At 65.0% G+C, this 24,713-nt stretch carries 28 protein-coding genes; 16 read left to right on the top strand and 12 right to left on the bottom strand.

Features of this window, described 5'->3' with window-relative positions:
- Positions 1-4: 4 nt before the first annotated feature.
- Complete coding sequence (locus ACSHT2_RS31435) at positions 5-322, bottom strand: ArsR/SmtB family transcription factor (protein ID WP_100230259.1); 318 nt, start codon at positions 320-322, stop codon at positions 5-7.
- A 127-nt stretch (positions 323-449) separates the two neighbouring features.
- Between ACSHT2_RS31435 and ACSHT2_RS31430 the strand changes: the two genes are divergently transcribed.
- From ACSHT2_RS31430 to arsC, 4 genes are all read left to right on the top strand, one after another.
- Positions 450-812 carry an ArsR/SmtB family transcription factor gene (locus ACSHT2_RS31430; RefSeq protein WP_440638768.1) on the top strand — a complete coding sequence of 121 codons (363 nt, stop codon included), beginning with the start codon at positions 450-452 and terminating at the stop codon, positions 810-812.
- Positions 805-1,332: an arsenate reductase ArsC gene (locus ACSHT2_RS31425; protein ID WP_370114498.1), complete on the top strand. Its 528-nt coding sequence runs from the start codon at positions 805-807 to the stop codon at positions 1,330-1,332. Before ACSHT2_RS31430 ends, ACSHT2_RS31425 begins: the two co-directional genes overlap by 8 nt.
- 2 nt (positions 1,333-1,334) lie before the next feature.
- Complete coding sequence (gene arsB, locus ACSHT2_RS31420) at positions 1,335-2,390, top strand: ACR3 family arsenite efflux transporter (RefSeq protein ID WP_440638766.1); 1,056 nt, start codon at positions 1,335-1,337, stop codon at positions 2,388-2,390.
- Between the two features lie 67 nt (positions 2,391-2,457).
- Positions 2,458-2,859, top strand: a complete 402-nt coding sequence (gene arsC, locus ACSHT2_RS31415; protein ID WP_440638765.1) for an arsenate reductase (glutaredoxin) — start codon at positions 2,458-2,460, stop codon at positions 2,857-2,859.
- A gap of 88 nt (positions 2,860-2,947) precedes the next feature.
- Here arsC and ACSHT2_RS31410 read toward each other — a convergent pair whose 3' ends face one another.
- Positions 2,948-3,709, bottom strand: coding sequence for a hypothetical protein (locus tag ACSHT2_RS31410; RefSeq protein ID WP_440638763.1), 762 nt, complete (start codon positions 3,707-3,709; stop codon positions 2,948-2,950).
- A 17-nt stretch (positions 3,710-3,726) separates the two neighbouring features.
- Positions 3,727-3,915 (bottom strand): hypothetical protein, encoded by a 189-nt coding sequence (locus ACSHT2_RS31405; protein ID WP_440638762.1) that lies wholly within the window; start codon positions 3,913-3,915, stop codon positions 3,727-3,729.
- Positions 3,916-4,168: 253 nt separating this feature from the next.
- Here ACSHT2_RS31405 and ACSHT2_RS31400 point away from each other — a divergent pair, with 253 nt between their 5' ends.
- Entirely contained in the window at positions 4,169-5,128 is a 960-nt protein-coding gene (locus ACSHT2_RS31400; RefSeq protein WP_440638760.1) for a DUF2336 domain-containing protein, read from the top strand.
- A gap of 237 nt (positions 5,129-5,365) precedes the next feature.
- Here the strand turns inward: ACSHT2_RS31400 and ACSHT2_RS31395 are convergent, their stop codons facing one another.
- The 4 genes from ACSHT2_RS31395 to ACSHT2_RS31380 form a co-directional block, all read right to left on the bottom strand.
- On the bottom strand, positions 5,366-5,710 hold the full coding sequence (locus ACSHT2_RS31395) for a DUF1491 family protein (RefSeq protein WP_440638759.1): 345 nt from the start codon (positions 5,708-5,710) through the stop codon (positions 5,366-5,368).
- 53 nt (positions 5,711-5,763) lie between these two features.
- Complete coding sequence (locus ACSHT2_RS31390) at positions 5,764-5,976, bottom strand: hypothetical protein (protein ID WP_319325693.1); 213 nt, start codon at positions 5,974-5,976, stop codon at positions 5,764-5,766.
- 155 nt (positions 5,977-6,131) lie between these two features.
- A complete protein-coding gene (locus tag ACSHT2_RS31385; protein WP_440638757.1) occupies positions 6,132-6,833 on the bottom strand; it encodes a peptidoglycan-binding domain-containing protein in 702 nt (233 codons plus the stop codon).
- Entirely contained in the window at positions 6,826-8,694 is a 1,869-nt protein-coding gene (locus ACSHT2_RS31380; protein ID WP_440638756.1) for a PAS domain-containing sensor histidine kinase, read from the bottom strand. Before ACSHT2_RS31380 ends, ACSHT2_RS31385 begins: the two co-directional genes overlap by 8 nt.
- Before the next feature lie 410 nt (positions 8,695-9,104).
- Here ACSHT2_RS31380 and ACSHT2_RS31375 point away from each other — a divergent pair, with 410 nt between their 5' ends.
- Both ACSHT2_RS31375 and ACSHT2_RS31370 read left to right on the top strand, forming a co-directional pair.
- Positions 9,105-9,542 carry a DUF5330 domain-containing protein gene (locus ACSHT2_RS31375; RefSeq protein ID WP_440638755.1) on the top strand — a complete coding sequence of 146 codons (438 nt, stop codon included), beginning with the start codon at positions 9,105-9,107 and terminating at the stop codon, positions 9,540-9,542.
- Positions 9,543-9,609: 67 nt separating this feature from the next.
- A complete protein-coding gene (locus tag ACSHT2_RS31370) occupies positions 9,610-10,038 on the top strand; it encodes a SufE family protein (protein ID WP_440638753.1) in 429 nt (142 codons plus the stop codon).
- A 4-nt stretch (positions 10,039-10,042) separates the two neighbouring features.
- Here the strand turns inward: ACSHT2_RS31370 and ACSHT2_RS31365 are convergent, their stop codons facing one another.
- Positions 10,043-10,459 (bottom strand): MucR family transcriptional regulator, encoded by a 417-nt coding sequence (locus tag ACSHT2_RS31365; RefSeq protein ID WP_036005917.1) that lies wholly within the window; start codon positions 10,457-10,459, stop codon positions 10,043-10,045.
- Between the two features lie 145 nt (positions 10,460-10,604).
- Positions 10,605-11,429, bottom strand: a complete 825-nt coding sequence (locus ACSHT2_RS31360) for a DUF308 domain-containing protein (RefSeq protein ID WP_440638752.1) — start codon at positions 11,427-11,429, stop codon at positions 10,605-10,607.
- A gap of 313 nt (positions 11,430-11,742) precedes the next feature.
- Between ACSHT2_RS31360 and ACSHT2_RS31355 the strand changes: the two genes are divergently transcribed.
- Entirely contained in the window at positions 11,743-13,392 is a 1,650-nt protein-coding gene (locus ACSHT2_RS31355) for a glycosyltransferase family 39 protein (protein ID WP_440638750.1), read from the top strand.
- A gap of 185 nt (positions 13,393-13,577) precedes the next feature.
- A complete protein-coding gene (locus tag ACSHT2_RS31350) occupies positions 13,578-14,357 on the top strand; it encodes a class II aldolase/adducin family protein (RefSeq protein ID WP_440638749.1) in 780 nt (259 codons plus the stop codon).
- Between the two features lie 408 nt (positions 14,358-14,765).
- On the opposite strand, the gene ACSHT2_RS31345 is transcribed toward ACSHT2_RS31350, so the two are convergent.
- The 3 genes from ACSHT2_RS31345 to ACSHT2_RS31335 form a co-directional block, all read right to left on the bottom strand.
- Positions 14,766-16,160, bottom strand: coding sequence for a M20/M25/M40 family metallo-hydrolase (locus ACSHT2_RS31345; RefSeq protein WP_440638747.1), 1,395 nt, complete (start codon positions 16,158-16,160; stop codon positions 14,766-14,768).
- Between the two features lie 23 nt (positions 16,161-16,183).
- A complete protein-coding gene (locus tag ACSHT2_RS31340) occupies positions 16,184-17,512 on the bottom strand; it encodes a glycosyltransferase family 87 protein (protein ID WP_440638746.1) in 1,329 nt (442 codons plus the stop codon).
- Positions 17,513-17,667: 155 nt separating this feature from the next.
- Positions 17,668-19,290, bottom strand: coding sequence for a helicase HerA-like domain-containing protein (locus ACSHT2_RS31335; protein WP_440638745.1), 1,623 nt, complete (start codon positions 19,288-19,290; stop codon positions 17,668-17,670).
- A gap of 345 nt (positions 19,291-19,635) precedes the next feature.
- Here ACSHT2_RS31335 and ACSHT2_RS31330 point away from each other — a divergent pair, with 345 nt between their 5' ends.
- The 7 genes from ACSHT2_RS31330 (at position 19,636) to ACSHT2_RS31300 (ending at position 24,692) form a co-directional block, all read left to right on the top strand.
- Positions 19,636-20,001 (top strand): DUF2267 domain-containing protein, encoded by a 366-nt coding sequence (locus tag ACSHT2_RS31330; RefSeq protein ID WP_194388471.1) that lies wholly within the window; start codon positions 19,636-19,638, stop codon positions 19,999-20,001.
- Between the two features lie 25 nt (positions 20,002-20,026).
- Positions 20,027-20,434 carry a DUF4332 domain-containing protein gene (locus ACSHT2_RS31325; protein ID WP_319325669.1) on the top strand — a complete coding sequence of 136 codons (408 nt, stop codon included), beginning with the start codon at positions 20,027-20,029 and terminating at the stop codon, positions 20,432-20,434.
- Between the two features lie 125 nt (positions 20,435-20,559).
- A complete protein-coding gene (gene folP / locus ACSHT2_RS31320) occupies positions 20,560-21,420 on the top strand; it encodes a dihydropteroate synthase (protein WP_319325667.1) in 861 nt (286 codons plus the stop codon).
- Entirely contained in the window at positions 21,417-21,785 is a 369-nt protein-coding gene (gene folB, locus ACSHT2_RS31315; protein ID WP_028176687.1) for a dihydroneopterin aldolase, read from the top strand. The genes folP and folB overlap by 4 nt, the downstream gene beginning before the upstream one ends.
- Before the next feature lies 1 nt (position 21,786).
- Positions 21,787-22,278 (top strand): 2-amino-4-hydroxy-6-hydroxymethyldihydropteridine diphosphokinase, encoded by a 492-nt coding sequence (folK, locus tag ACSHT2_RS31310; RefSeq protein WP_440638744.1) that lies wholly within the window; start codon positions 21,787-21,789, stop codon positions 22,276-22,278.
- An 81-nt stretch (positions 22,279-22,359) separates the two neighbouring features.
- A complete protein-coding gene (locus ACSHT2_RS31305) occupies positions 22,360-24,231 on the top strand; it encodes a methylmalonyl-CoA mutase family protein (RefSeq protein WP_440638743.1) in 1,872 nt (623 codons plus the stop codon).
- Positions 24,228-24,692, top strand: a complete 465-nt coding sequence (locus tag ACSHT2_RS31300; protein WP_271528561.1) for a GFA family protein — start codon at positions 24,228-24,230, stop codon at positions 24,690-24,692. The genes ACSHT2_RS31305 and ACSHT2_RS31300 overlap by 4 nt, the downstream gene beginning before the upstream one ends.
- The last annotated feature ends 21 nt before the right edge of the window (positions 24,693-24,713 follow it).

Below are 24,713 nucleotides of genomic sequence, written 5' to 3'. Positions count from 1 at the left end.
TGAATCAGGCTGCCGTCTGAGCGTCCTTACACCCGGCTTCGTCCGCACAGCACTCCGCGACCAGGAAGTCGACCAGGCCCCGCATGGCGTCGAAGTTGGCGTGGCAGATCAGGGTCGTCGATTCCCTGATCTGACTGACCAGTCCGACCGAGACCAAGGTCTTGATGTGGTGCGACAGCGTTGACGCCGGGATCTTCAGCTTGTCCTGCAAGCGGCCAACCGGCATGCCCGCGTGCCCGGCCCGGACCAATGCGCGGTAGATCTGAAGCCGGGTCCGATTCCCCAGGGCTTCCAAACGTGCTGCTGCGTCATCGATCTTCATGGGCGGCCACGATGCACACGCGCACATCGACTGTCAAACGCTATTTCTAGAACATTCGAAATAAGAACTCGCGGGGTGACGGGATTTCGGGTTGACGCGGTCCACATAATTCCATAAATCTGGATATATGGAAACAGAAGAAGCCGTCCTGGCGCTCGCCGCGCTGTCTCAACCGACCCGCCTTGAGGCGTTCCGGATGCTGGTCAGGCACGAGCCTGACGGTCTTGCGGCCGGCGACCTCGCGCGCCTGCTGGAAGTCCCCCAGAACACGCTCTCGGCGCATCTGTCGATCCTGAGCCGCGCCCGCCTCGTGTCTTCCGAGCGGCATAGCCGCTCGATCATCTACCGCGCCAACCTCGGAGAATTTCGCGACATTGCAGTCTTCCTGCTGCGCGATTGCTGCGGCGGACGGCCGGAAGTCTGCCAACCCGTCGTCGAGTCTTTGCAATCGTGCTGCGCTCCCAAGCGAAAGGAGAAGGCCCGTGCCTGATCGCGTCTACAATGTGCTGTTCCTCTGTACGGGCAATTCAGCCCGATCCGTGCTCGCGGAATCGATCCTTCGCAAGGACGGTGCCGGGCGCTTTCGGTCCTTCTCCGCAGGGAGCACGCCGAAAGGCGCAGTGCATCCGCTGGCGCTGCGCACGCTGCAGAGCATGGACTACCCGATCGACGGGATGCGCTCGAAGAGCTGGCTGGAATTCGCAGCCGCCGATGCGCCGGTGATGGATTTCGTTTTTACCGTCTGCGACAACGCAGCCGGAGAAGCATGTCCCGTCTGGCCGGGTCAACCGACGACTGCGCATTGGGGCATCGAAGATCCTGCGGCCGTCGAAGGCACCGAGATCGAAAGACTTGCGGCCTTCTCGCGGGCCTTCCGCTACTTAAAGAACCGGATCGGCGCGTTCGTGAACCTGCCCCTCAGCGGCATCGACCGGCTTTCGCTGGGGACCAAGCTTCGGGAAATCGGCCGCTCCGAGGGGGCAACGTCCGGCAAAAGCGACGTGGCGTGACGATGGGCATCTTCGAACGATACCTCACTTTGTGGGTCGCGCTTTGCATCGTGGTCGGCGTGGCACTGGGACACGTCATGCCCGGCTTCTTCGGCGCGGTTGCAGCCGCCGAGGTCGCCAGGGTCAACCTGCCGGTCGCGATGCTGATCTGGCTCATGATCGTGCCGATGTTGTTGAAGATTGACTTCGGCTCACTGGGCCAGGTCCGGGAGCATTGGCGCGGCGTCGGCGTCACCCTCTTCATCAATTGGGCCGTGAAGCCGTTCTCGATGGCGCTGCTGGGCTCCTTTTTCATCGGTCACCTCTTCGCACCGTGGCTGCCGTCCGACCAGATCCCGTCCTACATCGCCGGCTTGATCCTGCTTGCGGCTGCACCCTGTACTGCGATGGTGTTCGTATGGTCCAATCTGTGCGAAGGGGAGCCCCACTACACTCTGAGCCAGGTCGCACTCAACGACGTGATCATGGTTTTCCTGTTCGCGCCACTCGTGGGATTGCTGCTCGGAGTGGCCTCGATCAGCGTCCCCTGGGACACACTGCTTCTGTCCGTCGTGCTTTACATCGTGGTTCCCGTGATTGTCGCTCAGCTGTGGCGCAAGGTGCTGCTCCGAGGCGGCGATGCCAGCTTCAACCGCGTCATGCGGATGCTGCAGCCTCTCTCGCTTGTCGCCCTCCTCGCGACGTTGGTGCTGCTCTTCGGCTTCCAGGGAGAGCAGATCGTCAGACAGCCCGGCGTCATTGCGATCCTTGCCGTCCCGATTCTTGTGCAAGTCTATCTCAATGCGGGCCTGGCCTATTGGCTGAGCCGGCGGTTCGGCGTGGCCTGGTGCGTCGCGGCTCCAGCTGCCCTCATCGGCGCGAGCAACTTCTTCGAGCTGGCGGTCGCCGCCGCGATCAGCCTGTTCGGCCTGGACTCCGGCGCGGCGCTGGCGACCGTGGTCGGCGTCCTCGTCGAGGTCCCGGTGATGCTGTCCGTCGTCCGCATCGTCAAGGCCACGCGGGGCTGGTACGAAGCGGGCGCGGGTAAAGTCCAGACGGCTGCCGAGGCCCGCCAATGAACTCATCATTTGCCGGCGGCGGTGCGGCAGCGACGGATGCCGGTCTGCCAGTCACGGAGACAGGTCGATGAGCGTCACGATCTATCACAACCCGGCTTGCGGCACCTCACGCAACACCCTGGCGATGATCCGGCAGAGCGGTGTCGAGCCTGTCGTCATCGAGTATCTCAAGACGCCGCCGTCGCGGGACAAGCTCAAGGAGCTGATCGCGGCGATGGACGTTCCGGTCCGTGCGCTGCTGCGCGAGAAGGGAACACCGTACAAGGAGCTCGGCCTGGACGATCCCAAATGGACCGACGACCAACTCCTCGATTTCATGATCGCCCATCCCATTCTCATCAACCGTCCGGTCGTTGTGACGCCGAAGGGCACGCGGTTGTGCCGACCGTCGGAAGCCGTGATTGATCTCCTGGACAATCCCGTCGGCCGCTTCGTGAAGGAAGACGGCGAAGTGGTCGAAGCGCGATAGGCTTGCAGCGCCTCCTCGCGCCAGCCGATTGCCCGGCGCGCAGAAGCTCGTGACCTCTCGCGAAGATCAGCTTTTCGTGCTGGCGCGGTCAGCCCTTCGAGATGACCGCCCGGCCGTAGGGCGGCTGTGCCGCGACCGGGGGATTGGCGGTCTGGGCGGCGAGCTCGCCGATCAGGCGATCGGCGTCAGCGGCCATGCCGTCGGGAGCCTGGATCACCAGGCGCTCCAGCGCCCAGCGGTAGGACGAGACGCGCTGCTCCAGGCACTGCTGCACCCACTGCACGATCAGCGAGTTCTCCTGCATGCGCGCGACCGCGTCCTCCCTTTCCCTCGGCGAGAGCGCGGAGACGCGCGCCATGCTGGCATCGCGCTTCCTGTCGAGATCGATGACGCGGATCGCGCTGGCGAAAAACGGCTCGAACCGGGTGATGTCGTTGCGGACGTCCTCGATCAGCTGCGCATAGCGCGAGGAATGCGAGCGGTGCGGCTCGTCGATCAGCGTGCGTCCGTACATGGTGCGGTCGAACACGACCTTCTGCCGCCAGGGCGACGGCAGCGCCTTGTAGTCGCCGAACACGCTCTTCCAGGCCGGCCGCGACAGCGGCGGCTCGATCATGGGATAGGCGAGGTCGCGAAGCTGGCGCTCCTCGTCGGTGAGCTGGAATTGCGAGGGCTGCAGGCCGACGCTGGAGGTGACCTCCGCCCCCAGCCAGCGATGCATGTCGTCGCTGCGCATGTCGGCGCGGGTGCGGCCGAAATCGCCGCCGCTGCAGGCGCAGAGCCCCGCGCCTAGCAGGGCGAGCAGGACGGCCGAGAGGACAGGCCGGATCTGGCGGATGGATTCCGGCATCGCATGAAGCCGGGATGTCAGCGACGACGACGACGGCGTCTCGGCGCTGTGCCCTGTTCCGGCCCGCGATCGCCGCTGGTTTCGTCCGCCTCGCGCTCGATCCGGATCACGGGAAGGATCAGCACCGTTCCCATGTCCGCGCGCGGAGCGAGATCCCCCGACGAGCCCACCCGGCGACCGGCCGGAAATTCGATGATGGTCCCCATGTCAGCTCTCTCAATTGCCGCGCGACCGAACGCGCCCCAGCAACATTCGTTCATTAAGATCAGTTCATGGTTAACGGGGTGTAAACGCGGCCTTCGGACCGTAACCACACGGGTCGGGCGCGGCGTCCCGCTGCGGCACGACGACCCCTTGAATTCCAGAGTCGGCTTCACGCCTCGTTTTCCTTAACGAGGCTTTAAAAGAACCTGCGCTAGACTCGCTCGCGAGTATCTTTTCCGAGTTGCGTACGCCTCCATGACCAAGTCGCTGTTTCCCGGATTCGACGGGCTGATGACCCTGTCCCGTCGCGAAGGTGTCGATGTCCGTCCGACGCTGCTGCGCGTGCTGACCGACCTGTATGTCCAGACCGGCACCCACAGCGACGACGAGCAGCGGCAGTTCGTCGAGCTCGCCACGCGGCTGATCGACCAGGTCGACGATGCGACGCGCGCGGCCGTCAAGGCGCGGCTCGCGGTCTATCCGCAGACGCCGGTCCCGGTCCTGCAGAAGCTCGGGCTGGTCGCGACGCAGGAAGGCCGCAGGGTTCCATTGCCAAGGGAGATTCCCTCTCCGGCGCGCGCGCCGACCGAGGCCGAGCAGCGCATGGCCGCCGACATGGCGATGCAGCCGAAGGAGGCGGCCGAGATCCACGACATGTTCTTCCGCGCCGGCGCCCCCCAGCGCGCGCTGATCCTGCACAATCTGGCGCAGACCCCGCTGAAGGCCGCCCCTCGCATCCCGACCGTGCGCGCCAAGCGCGCGATCCAGATCCTGGAGATGGCGGCGATCGCGGGCGACGTCGAGAACTTCACCTTCGAGCTCGGCGACAGCCTGATCCTGCCCTCGCGCGTCGCAGCCCAGATCGTCGACGATGCCGGCGGCGAGGCGCTCGCGGTCGCCGCGCGCGCGCTCGACATGCCGAGCCCGGTCTTCCAGCGCATCCTGCTGTTCTTCAAGCCGGAGATCGGTACGTCCGTGAACGCCGTGTACCGGCTGTCGCGGCTCTACGACCGCCTCGCCGAGCGCTCGGCGCTGGTGATGCTGGCGGCCTGGCGCGGCTCGACGCTCGCCGTCACGCGCGCAAAGTACCAGGCAACGCTGCATGACGGCGAACGCCAGCGCGCGCGTGCAGGCGCGAGCCAGACGCGGCCGGGCGCGCAGCCGGGCTCCGCGCCAACTGTGCGGAAGGGCACCGGCGGGTCGTCGGACCGCTGACTGCTCGCGCTCAGGCGCTGACCGTATGTGTGAGGCGCATGATGTCTCCCAAGCTCGTCATTGCCAATGCAGCAAGCGACACGTTTTCCCTTGTGCCCCGGACGCAGCGCAGCGCCTCTTCGGCGGTGCGCTGCAGAGCCGGGGCCCATTTCGCCGCGTCGATTCATGCTGCTTTCTGGGTCCCGGCTCTGCACGGCAACGCTGACGCGTTGCCGCTTGTCCGGGACACAGCAGCAGTTACGTCTTCGCCAATTCCAGAAAATGCCGCCCCGCGCGATCCTCGGTCTCGACGATCCACGCATCGGGATCGAAGCGGATTTCCTTGATCAGCCGCTCCTCGATCGTGTGCTCCGGCAGAGGCTGCGGCGACATGGGCACGAAGAAGCGATCGATGGGCCGGCCGTCGTCATAGACGGTCTGCGGCGCCGGCGCATACAGCATCGCATTGCCGTCGAGCAGCGACACCTTGACGAACACCGCGCCCGCTTCCTCGGCGCCGCGGCGTCGCACGGCGCCGTACACGCCCTCGGTCTGGCAGCGGCGCAAGTAAGCCGCCACCCAAATGTTGGATTTCAAACGCATGAATTCGACGATAGGCCAGCACGAGGTCTCACGCCAGCCTCACGTCGTCCGTCTCACGCCTTGCGCGCGCCGCCCTGGCCGCCGCGAATCTGGGTCGCGATGAAATATGACAACGGTATCGCGAGCGCGAACCCCACGGCCACGGCATAAGGGATGTTCCTGATGGCATCGGCGGCAAAGCTCGGCACCATCAGCACCACGATCAGGCTGATGCCCGCCAGCGTCGTGCCGAGCATGATCCAGACGAGAATCGAAACCTTGAACATGACGACCTCTCTTCGTTGATGAGGATGAGCTATCATGTTCCCCGAAGTCGCCGGGCGTCATTGATCCCACGCAAATCGCGCTCTTGCGGATCTGGTCTGTTGTGCAGGCGTCAGACGCCGGAATTGATTTGCATCAATGCCGGTTTGACGTGCGGCTATTCAACGGGATGTCCGATCGCAGCAGCGAGTTCGCGCAGCAGCCGATCGGACACCTGGCCGGTGACGGGCATCTTGTGCTCGCGCTCGAACTTCTGGATCGCGGACTGGGTCTCTCCGCCCATCGTGCCCGTGATCTTCAAATTGCCGTAGCCATATTCGGACAGCGCGCGCTGCACGCCGGCGATACGTCGCGCGGCCGGGCTTTGCGCCGGAATCGGCGCCGGCGGACGCAGGGCCGCGGGCGGCGTCGAGGTCGTCGCCTTGACCAGGCTGGTCATCGGATCGTTCGAGCGCGTCGAGGCGGTCGCCTCGACGGGCTTTTCGGGCGCCTTTTCGGCGGCACGCTCGGCAGGTTTGGGCTCGACGCGGAACTCCGTCGCTCGCGGCTCGAGCGGCGAGGTATCGGCGCCGACGGGGCGCGGACGCGGCAACGGGTTCGACAGCGGCACGGACGACGGCGCGGGAAGATTGATCACCGTGCCGAACATCGGCGCGGGGTGCCGGCCGGTCTGCAGGAACAGCGCATTGGCAACGATCGCACTGATCGCGGCGGCGGCGACGAGGCCGGCCAGCGTATCCTTGGGGCTATGCAGCAGCACGCGCATCACGAGGTTGCGCTCGGTCTCGACATCGACGACCGCGGCCTTCGCGCCACGGCGGCGCGGAGCGGCTTCATCCTTGGCAGACTTCCTAGGCACTTTTCTTCACCAGAGCGGGTTGGTCCTGAGACTGGTCGTGAGTTTGGTCCTGAAGGTCCTGGCGCAGCACCGGCGTCAACGTCGCGATCTTGCTCTCGGCCGGCCTGACCTGGGGCGGCGTGTAGACGAGCGGCAGCTTGACGGTGACGGCGGTGCCCTCTCCCAACCTGCTTTGTACCGTCAATTCGCCGAGATGCAACGCCACGAGACTCTTCACGATCGAAAGCCCAAGACCGGTGCCTTCGTGACGGCGCTGATAGGTCCTGCCGGCCTGGAAGAACCGCGCGCCGATGCGCTTGAGGTCGTCGGGTGCGATGCCGACGCCGGTGTCGCTGATGCGCAGCGTCAACTGCGAACCCGACACCGCGGCTGATACGGAGACCTGACCGCCGCGCTCGGTGAACTTGATGGCATTGGCGACGAGGTTGAGCACGATCTGCTTGAAGGCCCTGGGATCGCCGGTCATGACGGGCAGGTCCTGCGGCGCGTCGGTGATCAGGTCGATGCCGTTCTCCCGCGCCTTCAGCGCCAGCAGATTGCAGCAATGGAGCAGCGAGGCGCGCGGCGCGAACGGCTCGGACGCAATCTCGAAATTGCCCGACTCCATCTTCGACATGTCCAGGATGCCGTTGACGACCGACAGCAGATGCTGGCCGGAATCGTTGATGAGCTGGGCGTATTCCTTGCGCTGGGCCGCCCCCAGCATCAGGCTCTGCTCCTGCGCGATCATCTCGGAGAAGCCGATGATGGCGTTGAGCGGCGTGCGCAGTTCGTGGCTCATGGTGGCGAGAAAGCCGGTCTTGGCGGCATCGGCCGCCTCGGCGGCGCTGCGCGCCTGATCCAGCGCCTGCTCGAAAAGCTTGCGGTCGGTGACGTCGCGCATCACCGCGACGACTTCGACCTCGCGGGTGGAATCACGATCCGTATGCTGGCGGCCGAGATCCGGGTCGAGCGGGCGGCAGCGCATCTCGACCCAGATGAAATCGACCTCACCGCGCTCGGAACCAACAGGCTCACGCCGCAGCCGGAACTCGACGCTGCCGACGTCGCCGCGCGCCGCATCCGACAGAGCGGTGAGATAGGCCGGCCGGTCGGCGACATGGACGCGGTCGAACAGGCCGTGGCCGAGCAGTTGCGCCACTTGCACGCCGAGCATGGCCTCCACCGCCGGCGAGATGAACTGCACCGCACCGTTGGGCTGATGACGCGAAATGACGTCGCTCATGTTGCGCGCGAGCAGGCGGTAACGCTCCTCCTCGCGCGACAAGAGCGCAACGCTGGTGCGCGCCAGCGATTCCGCGCCGAAGGCGAGGCCTGCGGCATAGAGAGTCGCGGACGCAACGCCGAGGGCCATCAGCACGCCGCGCTCGGCCGCGCTCGGCTCCTCCACCGGCAGCCAGCCGAGCTGGCCGATCAGGATCAGCATCCCGGCGCAAGACAGCGCGAGCAGCGAAGCGAAAGCCACGACGCGGCGCGAGGCCGACAGCGCAGCTTCGAGGGGAACCACGACCAGCCAGACCGCGGCGAATGATTGGATGCCGCCCGTCGTGACCGCGACCGCCATGATCAGGCCGACGAGCGCCAGCGACGACAGCACATGCGCGCCTTCGTAGCGTCCGGTGCGCGAAAGGAACCAGGACAGCATGATGGGCGCGATCAGCCAGGCAAAGGCCGCGACCTCGACCGCGCTCGGCGCACCACGCATGGCGAGATATACCGGGAATGCGGCAAAGGCGGCCAGGCTGCCGAGCAGCCGCGGCGCCATGAAGGCACGATGGCGCGCTCGCATCAGCGCATCGTAGCGCGCGGAGGGATGCAGCAGCGCATCGAGACAATCGCGGATGATACTCAAAACTGTCACGGGTCTCGCGCTTCGGCTCAATCGTCTCTTGGAAGACGCGCCGGAACGCCTCCTTGTCGTTGAGCCACCGTGTCAGAGCGACCTTAAACGAGTGCTAAGGCGGTGCCGCGTGCGGCCGGACACCGCGCGATCGCGAAGCTTTTTAGACGATTTGGCGACGTCTTCGGTCAGGATGGTGAACACAGGGTTTCACCTTCCACCGCATGGTTTCGAATTGGTGGATGCGGGCGGCCGGCAGCATCGCGGGCGCGGGCGTCAATCGAAAATTTACGACACCGTCGCCCTCGAAGAATCCTGCGTAAATTTTCCGCGAATTAAGCTCAAGGCAATCACTTGCGATTTATCGAGAGTTGCTAGGCCCGACTTCCGCGGAGATCGCCGCGGGCGGAATCCAACGGACAGGTCGCAAGATGCGCTTTCTGCTTCGCATCACATTCTGGCTCGGGCTGGTGCTGGTGCTCCTGCCGCGGGACAAGACGCCCGAATCGGAGAAGCTGCCGCAGATCGGCGCCGCCGACGCGGTGCAGGCTGCGACTGCGGCCGTCTCCGACATGACCCAGTTCTGCAAGCGCCAGCCGGCCGCCTGCGAGGTCGGCGGACAGGCCGCGACCATCATCGGCCAGCGGGCCCAGGACGGCGCGAAGAAGCTCTACCAGATCATCAACGACAAGAAAGAGCAGATCACCAACGACAAGAACGAGAAGACCGACCACAAGAAGGCGCCCGACCATACCGGCTCGATCGCCATGGCCGGCGAAGGCGACAATGCCGCAAGCGAGGCGCCGCGCGACACCCTGACTCAGGACGACCTCGCGCTGGAATGGCGCGGACCTGAGGTCTCGAATTAGCGGCCAAGCCCTATCGATTTCACGGCTTCGCGACCTTATATTGGCCTGAACGCGAACACGGGCCAGCATGACGACGATCGACGAAATCAGGGACAATTTCGAGCTTCTGGACGACTGGGACGACCGCTACCGGTATGTCATCGAGCTCGGCCGCACCCTGGAACCGATGCCGGAGGCGGAACACTCCGCCTCCAACAAGGTGCAGGGCTGCGTCAGCCAGGTCTGGCTCCAGAAGCTGGTCGACCGCGGCAATGGCGAACCGATCCTGAGATACCGCGGCGACAGCGACGCGCATATCGTGCGCGGGCTGGTCGCGATCGTGCTTGCGCTCTATTCGGGCCGCACGCCGCAGCAGATCCTCGCTACCGACGCGATCGCCGTGTTCAACGAGTTCGGCTTCCGCGATCATCTGACGCCGCAGCGCTCCAATGGCCTGCGCTCGATGGTCGAGCGCATCAAGACCGACGCAAAAGCGGCGCTCGCGGCGGCGTCGTAGGAAATTACTTCCGCTTCCGCTGCTGCTGTCCGAGGCCCATCTGCTTGGCCAGCTGCGAGCGTGCCACCGCATAGTTCGGGGCGACCATGGGATAGTCGGCCGGCAAGCCCCATTTCTCCCGGTATTGCTCCGGCGTCATGTTGTACTGCGTGCGCAGATGGCGCTTCAGCGACTTGAAACGCTTGCCGTCTTCCAGACAGACCAGATAATCGGGCGCGATCGACTTCTTCAGCGACACGGCCGGCTTTGCGGGCTCGAGCGGCGCCGTCTCGGTGCGGCCGGACGACACCCGCACCAGGGCGCCATGCACCTGGCTGATCAGGTTCGGAATCTCCGCTGCCGGCGTCGGATTGTTGCTGAGATAGGCCGACACGATGCTCGCTGTCAGCTCGATGAAATTCTTGGCCCCCGCGTCCGACATCTGCCGCCCTCCCTCGCCTTGCGTCTCACGGGATTGACGACGCCAGAGTATTCCATGTCAACAACACGTTCGGCAGAAACAGGACAACTGACGACGAGGCGCTGATCACTGGTGAACAGCGCCGCTTTATTTATGCGCAGCGGTCTCAAGCGCGCTGGTCAAGATGGGCGCGGAGCTCGTCGATCGAGCCAAAGCGCATCATGCCTTCCGGCATCTGCGCCTCGATCGAGCCGTCGGAATAGAGCGAATAGGCCATGCCGTCGACGACGCCGGATTTGAGCACGGTCACGGGTGCCGGCTCGACAGGTGGCGGCGGTTCGGGTGCAGGCGGCGGGGCGGCTTCCGCAAAGGTCGACGGGGAGCGCGGCGGCGGACGGCGCGGGGCCACCGGCGGCTCCTGCGGGCGCATACGGTCCGGCTTCGGCCAGGCAACGTCAAAGCTCGCAGGCGGATAGTCCAGGGCCTCACTGGGCTCCGCAGGCGGCTGGGGCGCACCTTCAGTGGCCTTCGCCTCCGCGCGCTCGCGTTCCTTGCGCGAGGTCGAGGTGAACAGCAGGTTGCGCCGGCGCGGCGCTTCCGGGGCAGGTGGCGGCGCAGGAGCTTCAGCCTCCTGCGCGCCCTCGACGCGCGGACGCTCGCGCGCAGCAGCTTCGCTCTGCCACGGCGGCGGCCCTGCGGACGGTGGCGCCGGCTCGGGCGCGGTCGTGCCTGATACGGCGAGGCCCGGCAGCACGGGCCTGACCCGAACCTCGGACGGCGCGACCGCAGCGGCCAGCCGGCGCGCGATGCCCTTGAGCTCGAGCACCACGAGATACAGGCCGACCAGTAACATTCCGGAGCAGACGCCGATGGCGCCGGAGATTATGAGAGTTCCTCCGAGGCTGAATTCCCTGATCGTCAGGCCGAAAATGATCGCAAGGAGACCCGCCAGGAAGGCGCAAATCCCCACGATCAACAATGCCAAGTTCATCGAACTCACCCCCGGCCGCGCATCCACACGCGACAACCGCTACGCCACGATACCGTCATACGATGTTCCACGCCAACGGCCAATTGTAGGCGGTGTTCCTAAAGGGAAGGAAATCAGGGACTTATTCACATTCCCTTCAGCTCCGGCTCGGTACTGCTCGGAGCGCTCTGAAGCAACCGGAATTACTGCGTCGCATCAGGATTTTAGCCATAATGCCCAATTACTTGGTAATGGAACTGCGCTATAGGGGAACCGGGGAGCAGGCCCGCGCGCACCAGCAGGGCCAAGAGGGGATTCCGGGGCACCGATAGCCATGACATCCATCACGACTTCGGTGATCGACACGCCTCTGCGGCGCTCGGTCGAACGGACCTGCGACGATCTCGCCATGCTGGTGCTGGCTGCAGTCGCCGTCATCGCAGGCTTGACCTTCCGCGACTACGGGCTCGGCTGGGACGACTACACCCACGCTGAATATGCCGACCTGCTGCTGCGCATGTTCGGTTCCGGCTTCAAGGACACCGCGGCGCTCTCCTTCGCCAATCTCTACATGTATGGCGGCGGCTTCGACATGGTCGCGGCCCTCCTGCACAAGGTCATTCCGCTCGAGCTGTTCGAGACGCGCCGCCTGCTTGGCGCCATCGTCGGCGTGATCGGCCTTGCCGTGACGTGGCGGCTCGGCCGCCGCGTCGGTGGACCTCTTGCGGGCCTTGCCTCGCTCCTGCTGCTCGCGCTCTGCCCGATCTTCTACGGGCACATGTTCATGAACCCGAAGGATGCGCCCTTCGCGGTGGCCATGATCATCCTGATGCTCGGCCTCGTCCGTCTCGCCGAGGAATATCCGCAGCCGTCGCCGCGCACGGTCCTCATCGTCGGCCTGGGTGCCGGCCTTTCGCTGGGCTGCCGCATTCTCGGCGGGCTCGCACTGGTCTACGCCGTGCTCGGCTTCATACCGCTGTTCCTGGAGGAATTGCGCACTGAAGGTTTGCGCGAGTCGGTCCGCCGCTTCGCCCATGTCGTCTATGTGCTGCTGCCCGGCCTCGTGCTCGGCTACCTCGTGATGGGCCTGATCTGGCCGTGGTCGATCATGGAGCCCGGCAATCCCTTCGAGGCGCTGACCTACTTCTCGCATTTCTTCGAGAAGCCGTGGAAGGAGATGTTCGACGGCGCGATCGTGTCGGTGCCCGACATGCCCTGGTCCTATCTGCCGACGCTGTTCGCACTGCAGCTACCCGAGGTCATGCTGGTGCTGACGGCCGGCGCCGTGTTCAGCACCTTCGCCATGCTGCCGCGGCGCGGGGTTCCGGCCCGCCGCAAGACCATCCTCTTGATGCTGACGCTGGCTGCGACCCTGCCGCTCGCGATCGCGATGGTGAAGCGCCCGGCGTTGTACAACGGCATCCGTCATTTCGTCTTCGTGATCCCGCCGATGGCGGTGCTCGGCGGCGTCGCGTTCGCCTGGGCCATGGAGCGCCTGCGCGCCAATCACCGCACCTGGCAGCCGGTCGTGCTCGCCACCTTCTGCTTCGGCCTCGCCCTGTCGCTCGCCGAGATGATCCGGCTGCATCCCTATCAATACACGCATTTCAACCACATCGCCGGGACCGTTCGCGGCGCCGACGACCGCTTCATGCTGGACTATTGGGGCCTCGCCTTGAAGCAGGCCTCCGACGGATTGCGCGAGCAGCTCGTCGAGCGCCAGGAAGTGCCGCCCAGCAATCGTAAATGGAAGGTTGCGGTCTGCGGTCCGCAGCGCCCGGCCCAGGTCGCGCTCGGGCCCGACTTCACCATCGGTTGGGATTCCAACGCGGCCGACTTCGCCATGACGCTCGGCGAGTTCTACTGCAAGGGCCTCACCGCGCCCGTCATGGTCGAGATCAAGCGCGACGACGTGGTGTTTGCCCGCGTCTACGACATCCGCGGCCGCGGCATTTCCAGCCTGCTGTCGATCCCGGCGCCGTAACGATTTCCTCCTCGGCGTAGCCCGGATCTCGTGGCGCAATCGCGGAGTCTTTGGCCGGGCTCCCCGCATTCCGCCTGCGCTCCATGCGGGCTACGCTTGACTGCCGCGCTTTGATCGCCTTGCTGCCGATCACCGCCAAGACTAGGCTCCCTCCCCGCAACAACGATGTTTCGGAGAGATCAGCCATGTCGCCAGCGGAAGCGCGCCTTAGGGAAGTGCCGTCGAACATGACGGAGGCGGAGTGGCAACAACGGGTCAATCTGGCCGCCTGCTATCGCCTGGTCGCGCTGTACGGCTGGGACGATCTGGTCGACACCCATATCTCCGCGCGCGTGCCCGGCCCCGAGCATCACTTCCTCATCAATCCCTACGGGCTGATGTTCGACGAGATCACCGCTTCCAGCCTCGTCAAGGTCGACCTGCACGGCAACCAGCTCTCCGAGAGCGAATACAGCATCAACCCGGCCGGCTTCACCATCCATTCGGCGATCCACGAGGTGCGCGAGGACGCGATCTGCGTGCTGCATCTCCACACGCTCGACGGCACTGCGGTGTCGAGCAGCGCGGAAGGCCTGCTGCCGCTGAACCAGACCGCCCAGCTCGTCACCCACGACCTCGCCTATCACGACTACGAAGGCATTGCGCTCGACCACGACGAGCGGCCGCGGCTGCAGAAGGATCTCGGCGACCACAACCACATGCTCCTGCGCAACCACGGCACGCTCACGGTCGGCCGCTCGGTCGCCTCCGCCTTCGAGCGCATGTATCATCTCGAGCGCGCCTGCTCGATGCAGGTGCGCACGCGCGCGCTAGGCACGCCGGTCTATCCGGTCGACGATGTCGCGATCGACAAGAACGCCGAGCTGCTGTCGAACCGCGACCGCGCCGAGCTGCGCGCGACCAACCTCGTGTGGCCGCCTTTGCTGCGCAAGCTCGATCGCGTCAATCCCGGCTACAAGTCTTGAGATATTTTGGATCTGGTGTAGAGTAGCGCCCAACGAACCTCTACGCCTTTTGGAATGAAACGCCGCCCAATCCCGGGCGGCGTTTTTATTTGGACCGTTCGTCACAATACATCACCGTCACCCTGAGGTGCTCGCCTCTTCGGCGAGCCTCGAAAGGCGACGGCCCGGCTGCATCAGGGCCGTACATCCTTCGAGGCTCACCGTGAAGCGCGTTGCGCTCCACGGCTCGCACCTCAGGATGACGGGAGGCGCAGTTCGGTCGTTGCAAGTTTCGCAGTCTGGGCAAAGCGACTTGTCCGCCATAGCTCGACGAGCGACGGCGGAAGCGTGCGCGACACTTCTATCGATCCAAGGAGAGATCGTGGGCACGGCGCTTTGCGCCTTTGCCCACCCTCCGGCACCGTACCGCTACTTCACCTCCGCCAGCGCGGCGAGGATGCGGGCCCAGGAGCGGATGCCCTTCTGGAAGCTCCGCAGGTCGTATTTCTCGTTCGGTGAGTGGATGTTGTCGTCGTCGAGGCCAAAACCCACCAGCAGCGAGTCGAGGCCCAACGTGCGCTTGAAGTCGGCGACGATCGGGATCGAGGCGCCCGAGCCCATCAGCACGGTCTCCTTGCCCCACTCCTCGGCCAGCGCCTTGCTGGCGGCGGCGAGCGGCTTCATGGTCCAGTCGAGCGCGACCGCAGGCGCGGCGGAATGGTCGCCGAACTCGACCTTGCAGTCGCCGGGAATGCGCGCCGATACGTAGTCGCGGAAGGCCTTGCGGATTCTCGCGGGATCCTGGCCCTGCACAAGGCGGAACGACACCTTGGCCGAAGCATGTGACGGGATCACGGTCTTGGAGCCTTCGCCGATATAGCCGCCCCAGATGCCATTGACGTCGCAGGTCGGACGCGTCGAGGCCTGCTCGACCAGCAGCCTGCCCTTCTCGCCAGCCGGGAGCGACAGCCCGACCGGCTTGAGGAAGGTCTCGGGCGTGAATTCGAGCTTCTTCCACTGCTCCAGGATGTCGGGCGGCGTATCCTTCACGCCATCATAGAAGCCGGGAATGGTGATGCGGTTGTCGTCGTCGAACAGGCCGCCCAGAATTTTCGTGAGCACCCGGATCGGGTTCATCGCGGTGCCGCCGAACACGCCGGAATGCAAATCGCGATTGGCCGCGGTGATCTTCAGCTCTTCATAGAGCAGGCCACGCAGCGAGGTCGTGATCGCCGGCGTGTTGCTGTCCCACATGCCGGTGTCGCAGACCAGCACGTAGTCTGCCTTGAACTCGTGCTTGTTCGCCTCGATGAAGGGCACGAAATTCTTCGAGCCGACCTCCTCCTCGCCCTCGATCAGGAAGGTGACGTCGACCGGCAGCGAGCCCGTCACCTTCTTCCAGGCGCGGCAGGCCTCGACGAAGGTCATCACCTGCCCCTTGTCGTCCTCGGCGCCGCGCGCAACGATGATCTTGCGGCCGTCGGCGTGATCCGCGACAACGGGCTCGAACGGCGGACGGTGCCAGAGATCGAGCGGGTCGACCGGCTGCACGTCGTAATGGCCGTAGAACAGCACGTGCGGCCGTCCGCCCGCTCCGGTCCTGCCGACGACGGCGGGATGGCCCGCGGTCGGCCTCACCTCGGTCGCGACACCGAAGCTGGCGATGTCCCTGGCGAGATGCTCGGCCGCAGCCCTGCAATCATCCGCAAAAGCCGGATCGGCCGAGATCGACTTGATCCGCAACAACGAGAACAGGCGCTCCAGGCTGTTGTCGAAATCCTTGTCGATGTGGTCGAGCACGGATTGAAGCTGCGTGTTGGACATTGTCGTGTTCCTGATTGGGGGTCTCAAGCTGTCTGCGCTTTTAACGCCGGCGCGGCGCCGGAGCTAGCCGCAACCGGCGGATGCCGGATGTGCCAGGCGAGACTACCTGCGAGGACGGCCGTCGCGGCGAGATTGTTGCCCCAGGCCTGGATGACTTTGGGAAACCACGGCAGCGACAGCAGCATCAGGATGCCGGCAGCCCCCAAGGCGAGCCAGGTTCCCAGGCGCACAGGCGCTCGCTCGTCGAAGGCGGCGCGATGGATCAATACCGTGATCGGGAAGAACAGCCACATGAAGTAGTATTGCCGGGCCAGAGGCGAGGCCACCGTGATCAGGCAGAACAGAATGCCGAGCTCCTCGGCATCCGAGCGCGCCGTTCGCCGCGCCTGCCCTGGCATGATCGCGATGAAGCCGAGCCCGAGCAACGCCGAAATCGCAAGCACGATCCAGTTCGCCGTCCTGTAGTCGACCTCGACCACATTCATCGTGCGCGGCGGCTTGCTGGGATCGTCCTGATTGTAGTTGATCGGCCGGACCAGGCGATGCGTGACGGCGATGAGGGACTGGTTGACCCACGACCAGTTCTGCTCGTCACGCTGGCCAAAGCCTTTTTCCGAGTTCGTCCCGACCATGCCCTGGTACCAGGTCGCGAGTTCGGCCGCGTTGCGCTCGAAGCCGCGGATCGGCGCCGGCACGACATAGAGAAGAATGCCGGTGAAGACGATGGTGCTGACAAAAGCCGCCCACCTGCGCCGCCAGAGCAGATAGGGCAGCACGGCGATCGGAAACACCTTGATGGCGGCGGCGAGCGCGAACATGAAGCCAGCGAGCCACGACCGCTGATGCCGCAGGCTCCAGAACCCATAGAGCATCATCGCCAGCAGGACGAGATTCGGCTGGCCGAGATCGAACATGTCGAACACGAAGGCCACAGTAACCAAGACCGGCAGCGCTTCCAGCCAGCGGCCAGGCTTGCGGTCCGAACCGGCCATGACTTGGGAGAACGTCCCGGTGTACCACCACGCCACAGCATTCAAGATCGACAGGACGACATAGAGCGGAATCTTGCCGAACCAGGTCGGGATCGCCAGCAGGATCGCCGGCAGCGGCGGATAGATGAAGTCGAAATAGTCGCGGGCCGTGGCAGGATAGAGCGGCCCACCCTGCAAGACCTGCTGTCCGGCCCAGTACCAGAGCAGGTAGTCCTTGGTCTTGCCGTGGCCGAAAATCTCGGGGACGAGCACGTCGGCCGTAAGGACGACGCAGCAGAACAGAAAAAGCACATCCAGCGGCGCACGCGGCGACAGACGTCTGGGCGCTTCAGGCTTGGCTAAGGGGGCAGGCGGGGTCAAGGTGCGGTCCGGTGCGGCGACGAAACAGGACGTAGCAGACCGGCGGAGGCTTGGAGAGCCCCCTCACCTGAATGTGTGAACGTTCGGCCCCTCCCAGATCAGGGGAGAGGTCGATGGGCTCGGTGGACGAATTGCCTTCCCGTCAGGCGTTCTGCCTACCGCCGCAGCAATCCGCCGAGCGCGCCGCGGACCAGCGTGCGGCCGATCGAGCCGCCGAGCTGGCCACCGACCGACTTGCCGATATTGGCGGCCATCCCGCCGATCACCTGATTGGTGACCGATCGCGTCACGTCCCGCGCAATGACCTGGCCGGTCGACAGACGGCCTCGCTTGACGTTGGTGCCGAAGATGGTGCCGACGATCGAGCCGATCTGGCCCAGGATGCCGCCGCCGCTTCCACCCGCTGGACTGTCCGCTGTGGCCGCCGTGTCGGCGATGCGCTTCTGGAGCATCTCGTAGGCGGATTCGGAATCGACGGCGGTGTCATATTTGCCCTTCATCGGGCTTGCCGCCATGATCGCCTTGCGCTCGTCCGGCGTGATCGGTCCGATGCGGGCCGACGGCGGCCGGATCATCACCCGCTCCACCATCGACGGCGTGCCGTTGCCCTCGAGGAAGGACACCAGCGCCTCGCCCTTGCCGAGCTCCGTGATCGCCTTGATGGTGTCGAGCTTCGGGTTGGGCCGGAAGGTCTGCGCCGCAGCGGCGACCGCCTTCTGGTCGCGCGGGGTGAAGGCACGCAACGCGTGCTGCACCCGGTTGCCCAACTGTCCGAGCACGCGGTCGGGCACATCGATCGGGTTCTGCGTCACGAAGTAGACGCCGACGCCCTTGGAACGGATCAGGCGGACCACCTGCTCGATCTTGTCCAACAGCGCCTTGGGCGCATCGTTGAACAACAGATGCGCTTCGTCGAAGAAGAACACGAGCTTCGGCTTGGGCAGGTCGCCGGCCTCGGGCAGTTCCTCGAACAACTCCGACAGCAACCACAACAGGAAGGTAGCGTAGAGCCTGGGGCTCTCCATCAGCTTGTCGGCAACCAGAATGTTGACGATGCCGCGACCGTCGCTATCGGTCTTCATGAAATCCTTCAGCTCCAGTGCCGGCTCACCGAAGAATTTCGTTCCGCCCTGGTTTTCCAGCACCAGGAGCTGGCGTTGAATGGTTCCAACCGTCGCCTTGCTGACATTGCCGAAGCTCTGCGCGGCCTTGCGGATCTCGGCAAAGGGATCTTCCTCGGCATCCGCTGCCTTCTTGCCGCTGGCGGGAACGATCGCATCCAACAGCGACCGCAGATCCTTCATATCCAACAATGGCAGAAGACTCTCGTCCGCAACACGGAAGGCAACGTTGAGCACGCCTTCCTGCACGTCGTTCAGGTCGAGCATGCGCGCGAGCAGGAGCGGCCCCATTTCCGTGACAGTCGCGCGCACGGGGTGGCCCTGCTCGCCGAACACATCCCAGAACACCGTCGAGAACTGATCGGGCTGGAATGTCAGCCCCATTCCGGTGGCGCGCTTGAGGATGAAGTCCTTGGCCTCTCCCAGCTCGGAGATGCCGGAGAGGTCGCCCTTGATGTCCGCCGCAAAGACCGGCACACCGGCGCGCGCAAATCCTTCCGCCAACACTTGAAGCGACACGGTCTTGCCGGTTCCGGTCGCGCCCGTGACGAGGCCGTGGCGATTGGCGAGCGCCAGCGTCAGCCATGCCTGCTCGCTTCCCTTGCCGACGAAAATCTTGTCGTCGGTATCGCCGAGCTTGCTGTCCTGTGCGGTCATTATTCTCTCTGATCTCTCTGCCGAGTTTCGCGTATTGAAACTCGAATGCGCCAGTTCCGTAGTTTAACGCATGTCGCACACCGATTAAAACCGTTCAACGCGCCCCGAGCATGCGACATTGTCGGACACGAATGGGCAACATCAGCCGAAAGTAGGAACGGGGTATTCGCAGCGCGGCAATTTTTTGCCGATTCGATCTCGGCTCTTGCACGGCTGCAACACTTTTCGCGCGTTCGAGGATGAATCGCGACCGCGCGTGCGTTCATCGCTTGAATTTCACATCACACCGGCTCAAGATCAATTTTCGAAAGCAATACTCCGGCGTGCAACCGGCTGAGGGGCCTTATGGACGAGCTGATCGGACGGCTGGCGGCAAACGCCAGCATAGATGGTGCTGTCGCTGAAAAAACCGTCGGCATTATCCTGGGCTTCCTCCGCAGCGAGGGTCCTTCCGAGAGCGTGCAGGCTCTGATCGACCAGATCCCAGGAGCGGAAGCTGCAATCGAGGCGTCCAGGAGCGGCGGCGGCCTGTCGCGGCTGATGGGTGGCGGCTTGATGGCGGTCGGCACGCGCCTGATGGGCCTGGGACTCGGCATGTCCGATATTCAAAAGGTCGCCCGTGAACTTTTCCGCTACGGGCGAGACAAAATCGGAGCGGATCAGATGGGCAAGATCATCGCTGGGACTCCGGGCCTCAGCCAATTCGCCTGAAGCCACGCATTTCACACCGAGTGTCATGACATATCCAATCTCCGAGATTGAGGGCCTGTCGACCTTTGCAGCCAACAAGTTGAAGGCGCAAGGAATCCGCACCACCGACGCGCTGCTCGAGGCGGCCTCGACCGTGAAGGGCCGCAAGGCGCTTTCCGCCAAGACGGGCATCAGCGAGCAGTCGCTGCTGGAATGGGCCAACGTCTCCGACTACATGCGCATTCCCGGCATGGGCAGGGCCAAGGTCGGCCTGGTCCGCGCCGCGGGCGTCACCACCGTGCGCGAACTCGCCTATCGAAATCCGGCGAGGCTCGCCCAGAGCATGCGCGAAGCCAACGAGAAGAAGAAGCTCGTCCGCATCCTGCCTTCCGAGAAGTCGGTCGGCGACATCATCGCCAAGGCCAAGAAGCTGCCGCCGAAGATTACGTATTAGGGCGGTTCTTTCCGCACCCTGTTTCGTCCAGCGAGCGTTACGCTCGCTCTCGTGTCCCGGACGCGCTGCAACGCCCCTCCAATCCCGTCTTGACTCCCCCTGCCCGACCGCGCAAAGCGGGCCGCATGAACGCCTCGCTTTCCCCTTCCGTCCCGCCGGCCGGCTCGGCCGGGATCGACGCGCTTCGGACGCTGCTGGAGCGGCCTCTTCCTGCGGTGATGGGCGTGCTCAACATCACCCCGGATTCCTTCTCCGACGGCGGCGCGTTCATCGCACCGGCGCGGGCGCTGGAGCGGGCGCGGGCGATGATCGCCAATGGCGTCGACATCATCGATATCGGCGCCGAATCCACCCGGCCCTACAAGGGTGCCCGGCCGGTCACCGCGGAAGACGAATTGGCGCGGCTGAAGCCGGTGCTGGCCGACGTGGTGGCGCTCGGCGTGCCCGTCTCGATCGACAGCATGAAGGCGCAGGTGGTGGCCTTCGCGCTCGACCAGGGCGCGGCGATCGCCAACGACGTCTGGGGCCTGCAACGCGATGCCGACATGGCGCCGCTGATCGCCGCAAGAGGCGCTCCCGTCATCGTCATGCACAACCGCGACAGCGTCGATCCCGCGATCGACATCATTGCGGACATGAAGGCGTTCTTCCGGCACTCGCTCGATATCGCCGCGCAGGCCGGCATCGTGCGCGGCAAGATCGTGCTCGATCCCGGCATCGGCTTCGGCAAGACGGCCGAGCAGAGCATGACCGCGCTGGCGCGGCTGCGCGAACTGGACGTGTTCGGCTTGCCGATCCTGGTCGGCGCCTCGCGCAAGCGCTTCATCGCCTCGGTGTCGCCGTCGGAACCATCGGAGCGGCTCGCCGGTTCGATCGCGGCCCATCTGATCGCCGCGCAGCGCGGCGCGAAGATCATCCGGACCCATGATGTCGGCGAAACCCTGCAGGCCCTGCGGGTGGCGCATGCAATCGAGAGCAAGCAATGACCGATACGATCTTCGTCACCGGCTTGTCGATCCATGCCCGCCACGGCGTGATGGATCACGAAACCGAAGTCGGCCAGCGTTTCGTCATCGATCTCGAACTCTATACCGACCTGTCCGAGCCGTCGCGCAGCGACCGGCTCGCGGACACGGTGTCCTACGCCGACGTCGTGGCGACGACGACGGCGGCGTTCAAGAACACCAATTACAAGCTGCTGGAGCGCGCGGCCGGCGCGGTGGCCGACGCCATCCTGTCGAACTTCCCGCGCGTCCGCGCCGTGAAGATCACGGTGCACAAGCCGCATGCGCCGATCGCCGCGATCTTCGACGATGTCGGTATCATGCTGACACGCTCGCGGCACCCCTGAGATGGCGAGCGTGCTGATCGCACTCGGCGGCAATGTCGGCGATGTCCGCGCGACGTTCGGCAAGGCGATCGCCCATATCTGCGGCATGGCGCAAGGCGCGCTGATCGCCCGCTCCTCGGACTATGCCACCCCACCCTGGGGCGACGAGGACCAGGATCCCTTCATCAACGCCTGCATCGAGATCGAGACCGGTCTCGATCCGCACGCGCTGTTGTTCGTGCTGCAGAAGGTCGAGCAGAAATTCGGCCGCGTGCGAACCAAGGAGCGACGTTGGGGCCCGCGCACGCTCGATCTCGACATGATCGCCTATGACGACGTCAGCTTGCAGAAGCCCGACCTGACGCTGCCGCATCCCCGCCTGTTCGAGCGCGCCTTCGTGCTGGTGCCGCTGGCCGAAATTGCGCCCGAGCGCGTGATCTCAGGCATTCGTGTGCGTGACGGCCTCGCCAGCGTCTCGACGCAAGGCATTGAGCGGCTTCCGGATACCGGTTAACCAAAAACAACCGTTTGCAGGGACGGTCTGCCGTGGCAATTTCGCCTGCGAATAACGAGACGTTTGGGAGCCCCTCGCCGCATGACCTCCGTGACTGACGACCTGCCGCTGGCGGCGGATTTTCCCAAGGCGACCGTCGAGGACTGGCGCAAGCTGGTCGACGGCGTGCTGAAGGGCGCGCCGTTCGAGAAGCTGGTCGGCAAGACCTATGACGGCATCAAGATCGATCCGCTCTATCCGCGCGCCAAGGGCGTTGCACCCGTGCTGGGACGGCCGCCGGCTGCGCCGTGGCAGATCGTACAGCGGATCGACCATCCCGACGCGGCGCTCGCGAATGCACAGGCCCTGGCCGACCTCGAGAACGGCGCGACGGGGCTCGCGCTGGTGTTCGCCGGCGGCAGCGGCGCACATGGCTTCGGCCTGGAACCTTCGGCGGACGCGGTCGCAAAGGCTTTGAAAGACATTCATCTCGACGCCGGCATCGGCCTCGAGCTTCAGATCGGCCCGCAATCGCGGATGGCCGCGATCCATGTCGCGGAATATGTCAAGAGCAAGGGACTCGATCCCGCAGCCTGCAACATCCGCTTCGGGCTCGATCCGCTCGCGGCCGCCGCAATGTGGGGCCACAGCCCCTATACCTGGGACGAGATCGTTCCTGCCATTGCCGAGGCCATCAAAGGCCTCGTCGCGCTCGGCTTCAAGGGACCGTTTGCGTCCGCCGACGGGCGCGTGATCCATGATGCCGGTGGCTCGGAGGTGCAGGAGCTTGCCTTCGTGCTCGCCTGCGGCATCGCTTATCTGCGCGCGATCGAAGGCGCCGGCATTCCCCTCGAGCAGGCGCAGGGCATGGTCTATGCGCGGCTTGCAGCAGATGCCGACCAGTTTCTGACCATGGCCAAATTCCGCGCGCTGCGGCTGCTGTGGGCGCGCATTGAAACGGCCTGCGGGCTGACGCCAAAGCCGCTGTTCATCGCCGCCGATACGGCCTGGCGCATGCTGACGCAGCGCGACCCTTACGTGAACATGCTGCGCGCGACGATGGCAACGTTCGCGGCCGGGCTGGCCGGCGCCAATGCGATCACCGTGCTGCCGCATACGCTGGCGCTCGGCCTGCCCGATCCGTTCGCGCGGCGCGTGGCGCGCAACACGCAGCTTCTCTTGCTGGAAGAAAGCAACCTCGCCAGGGTCAGCGATCCCGCGGCGGGCGCAGGCGGAATCGAGACGCTGACGGCGCAGCTTTGCGATGCCGCCTGGGCGCTGTTCCAGGAGAGCGAGAAAACCGGCGGCGCCTTTACCGCGCTTCAGCAGGGCGTGTTCCAGAGCAAGGTGGCGGCCGCGCGAAAGGCGCGCGATGCCAACATCGCAAAGCGCCGCGACGTGCTGACCGGCGCCAGCGAGTTTCCGAACCTGCATGAGAGCGAAGCCACCGTGTTGAAAGCGACACCGGTCGCACTCGCTCCCTACGGCGAGCCAAAATACAAGTTCGATGCGCTGCCGCCGATCCGTCTGGCGGAACCGTTCGAGGCGCTGCGCGACAAATCCGACGCGGCGTTGAAGGCACGTGGCGCGCGACCAAAGGTGTTCCTGGCCAATCTCGGCACGCCCGCCGATTTCACGGCGCGCGCCACCTTCGCAAAGAGCTTCTTCGAGGCCGGCGGCATCGAGGCCCTGGATAGCGAGGGCTTTGCCGATCCGGCCAAATTGGCAGCCGCGTTCAAGGCTTCAGGCGCGGAGCTTGCCTGCATCTGTTCCAGCGACAAGGTGTATGCGAGCCAGGCGGAACCCGCCGCACGGGCCCTGCAAACGGCAGGCAGCAGACTTATCTATCTGGCGGGCCGCCCGACTGATGCGGAGGCGGCGCTGCGGGCCGCCGGCGTCACGGGTTTTGTCTTCGCCGGAGGCGATGCGCTTGCGACACTGCAAGACGCCTATCGACGGATGGAGCAGCCATGACCGACACCAGCAAACCCGTTCTCACCGGCGGCTGCCAATGCGGCGCGGTGCGCTTTGCCGTCATGACGGCGCCGACCAGGATCTCGATCTGCCACTGCCGCATGTGCCAGAAGGCCGCCGGTGCGCCATTCGCCTCCTTTGCCGACATCAACAAGACGGACTTCGCCTGGACCAAGGGACAGCCCTCGTTCTTCCGTTCCTCCACCATCGCCGAGCGCGGCTTTTGCGCCGCCTGCGGCACGCCGCTGAGCTTCGGCCGCATCGACGGCGACCGCATCGAGATCATGACCGGCACCTTCGACCGCCCCGACCGGGTGATCCCGACGCGGCAGTTCGGCACTGAATCCCGCCTCGGCTGGGTGGTCGGCATCGCCAACCTGCCGAGCCAGACCACGCAGCAGAATTACGGACCGGAGAAGATGGCGACCATCGTCAGCCATCAGCATCCGGATCATGATTGAGCGTCTATGATATGGTTGAAA

The sequence above is a fragment of the Bradyrhizobium sp. PUT101 genome, from assembly GCF_052043945.1.
GTDB lineage: Bacteria > Pseudomonadota > Alphaproteobacteria > Rhizobiales > Xanthobacteraceae > Bradyrhizobium.
This window is presented reverse-complemented; position numbering and strand designations above follow the sequence as displayed.

Excerpts from the sequence above, each read along its gene's own strand:
- ACSHT2_RS31335 (WP_440638745.1), bottom strand. The coding sequence starts at position 19,290 with ATGACCGCACAGGACAGCAAGCTCGGCGATACCGACGACAAGATTTTC.
- ACSHT2_RS31410 (WP_440638763.1), bottom strand. The coding sequence starts at position 3,709 with ATGCCGGAATCCATCCGCCAGATCCGGCCTGTCCTCTCGGCCGTCCTG.
- arsC (WP_440638765.1), top strand. The coding sequence starts at position 2,458 with ATGAGCGTCACGATCTATCACAACCCGGCTTGCGGCACCTCACGCAAC.
- folK (WP_440638744.1), top strand. The coding sequence starts at position 21,787 with ATGGCGAGCGTGCTGATCGCACTCGGCGGCAATGTCGGCGATGTCCGC.
- ACSHT2_RS31395 (WP_440638759.1), bottom strand. The coding sequence starts at position 5,710 with ATGCGTTTGAAATCCAACATTTGGGTGGCGGCTTACTTGCGCCGCTGC.
- ACSHT2_RS31405 (WP_440638762.1), bottom strand. The coding sequence starts at position 3,915 with ATGGGGACCATCATCGAATTTCCGGCCGGTCGCCGGGTGGGCTCGTCG.
- ACSHT2_RS31400 (WP_440638760.1), top strand. The coding sequence starts at position 4,169 with ATGACCAAGTCGCTGTTTCCCGGATTCGACGGGCTGATGACCCTGTCC.
- ACSHT2_RS31305 (WP_440638743.1), top strand. The coding sequence starts at position 22,360 with ATGACCTCCGTGACTGACGACCTGCCGCTGGCGGCGGATTTTCCCAAG.
- ACSHT2_RS31430 (WP_440638768.1), top strand. The coding sequence starts at position 450 with ATGGAAACAGAAGAAGCCGTCCTGGCGCTCGCCGCGCTGTCTCAACCG.
- ACSHT2_RS31365 (WP_036005917.1), bottom strand. The coding sequence starts at position 10,459 with ATGTCGGACGCGGGGGCCAAGAATTTCATCGAGCTGACAGCGAGCATC.
- arsB (WP_440638766.1), top strand. The coding sequence starts at position 1,335 with ATGGGCATCTTCGAACGATACCTCACTTTGTGGGTCGCGCTTTGCATC.
- ACSHT2_RS31300 (WP_271528561.1), top strand. The coding sequence starts at position 24,228 with ATGACCGACACCAGCAAACCCGTTCTCACCGGCGGCTGCCAATGCGGC.
- ACSHT2_RS31435 (WP_100230259.1), bottom strand. The coding sequence starts at position 322 with ATGAAGATCGATGACGCAGCAGCACGTTTGGAAGCCCTGGGGAATCGG.
- ACSHT2_RS31390 (WP_319325693.1), bottom strand. The coding sequence starts at position 5,976 with ATGTTCAAGGTTTCGATTCTCGTCTGGATCATGCTCGGCACGACGCTG.
- ACSHT2_RS31355 (WP_440638750.1), top strand. The coding sequence starts at position 11,743 with ATGACATCCATCACGACTTCGGTGATCGACACGCCTCTGCGGCGCTCG.
- ACSHT2_RS31345 (WP_440638747.1), bottom strand. The coding sequence starts at position 16,160 with ATGTCCAACACGCAGCTTCAATCCGTGCTCGACCACATCGACAAGGAT.
- ACSHT2_RS31330 (WP_194388471.1), top strand. The coding sequence starts at position 19,636 with ATGGACGAGCTGATCGGACGGCTGGCGGCAAACGCCAGCATAGATGGT.
- folP (WP_319325667.1), top strand. The coding sequence starts at position 20,560 with ATGAACGCCTCGCTTTCCCCTTCCGTCCCGCCGGCCGGCTCGGCCGGG.
- ACSHT2_RS31325 (WP_319325669.1), top strand. The coding sequence starts at position 20,027 with ATGACATATCCAATCTCCGAGATTGAGGGCCTGTCGACCTTTGCAGCC.
- ACSHT2_RS31370 (WP_440638753.1), top strand. The coding sequence starts at position 9,610 with ATGACGACGATCGACGAAATCAGGGACAATTTCGAGCTTCTGGACGAC.
- folB (WP_028176687.1), top strand. The coding sequence starts at position 21,417 with ATGACCGATACGATCTTCGTCACCGGCTTGTCGATCCATGCCCGCCAC.
- ACSHT2_RS31360 (WP_440638752.1), bottom strand. The coding sequence starts at position 11,429 with ATGAACTTGGCATTGTTGATCGTGGGGATTTGCGCCTTCCTGGCGGGT.
- ACSHT2_RS31375 (WP_440638755.1), top strand. The coding sequence starts at position 9,105 with ATGCGCTTTCTGCTTCGCATCACATTCTGGCTCGGGCTGGTGCTGGTG.
- ACSHT2_RS31350 (WP_440638749.1), top strand. The coding sequence starts at position 13,578 with ATGTCGCCAGCGGAAGCGCGCCTTAGGGAAGTGCCGTCGAACATGACG.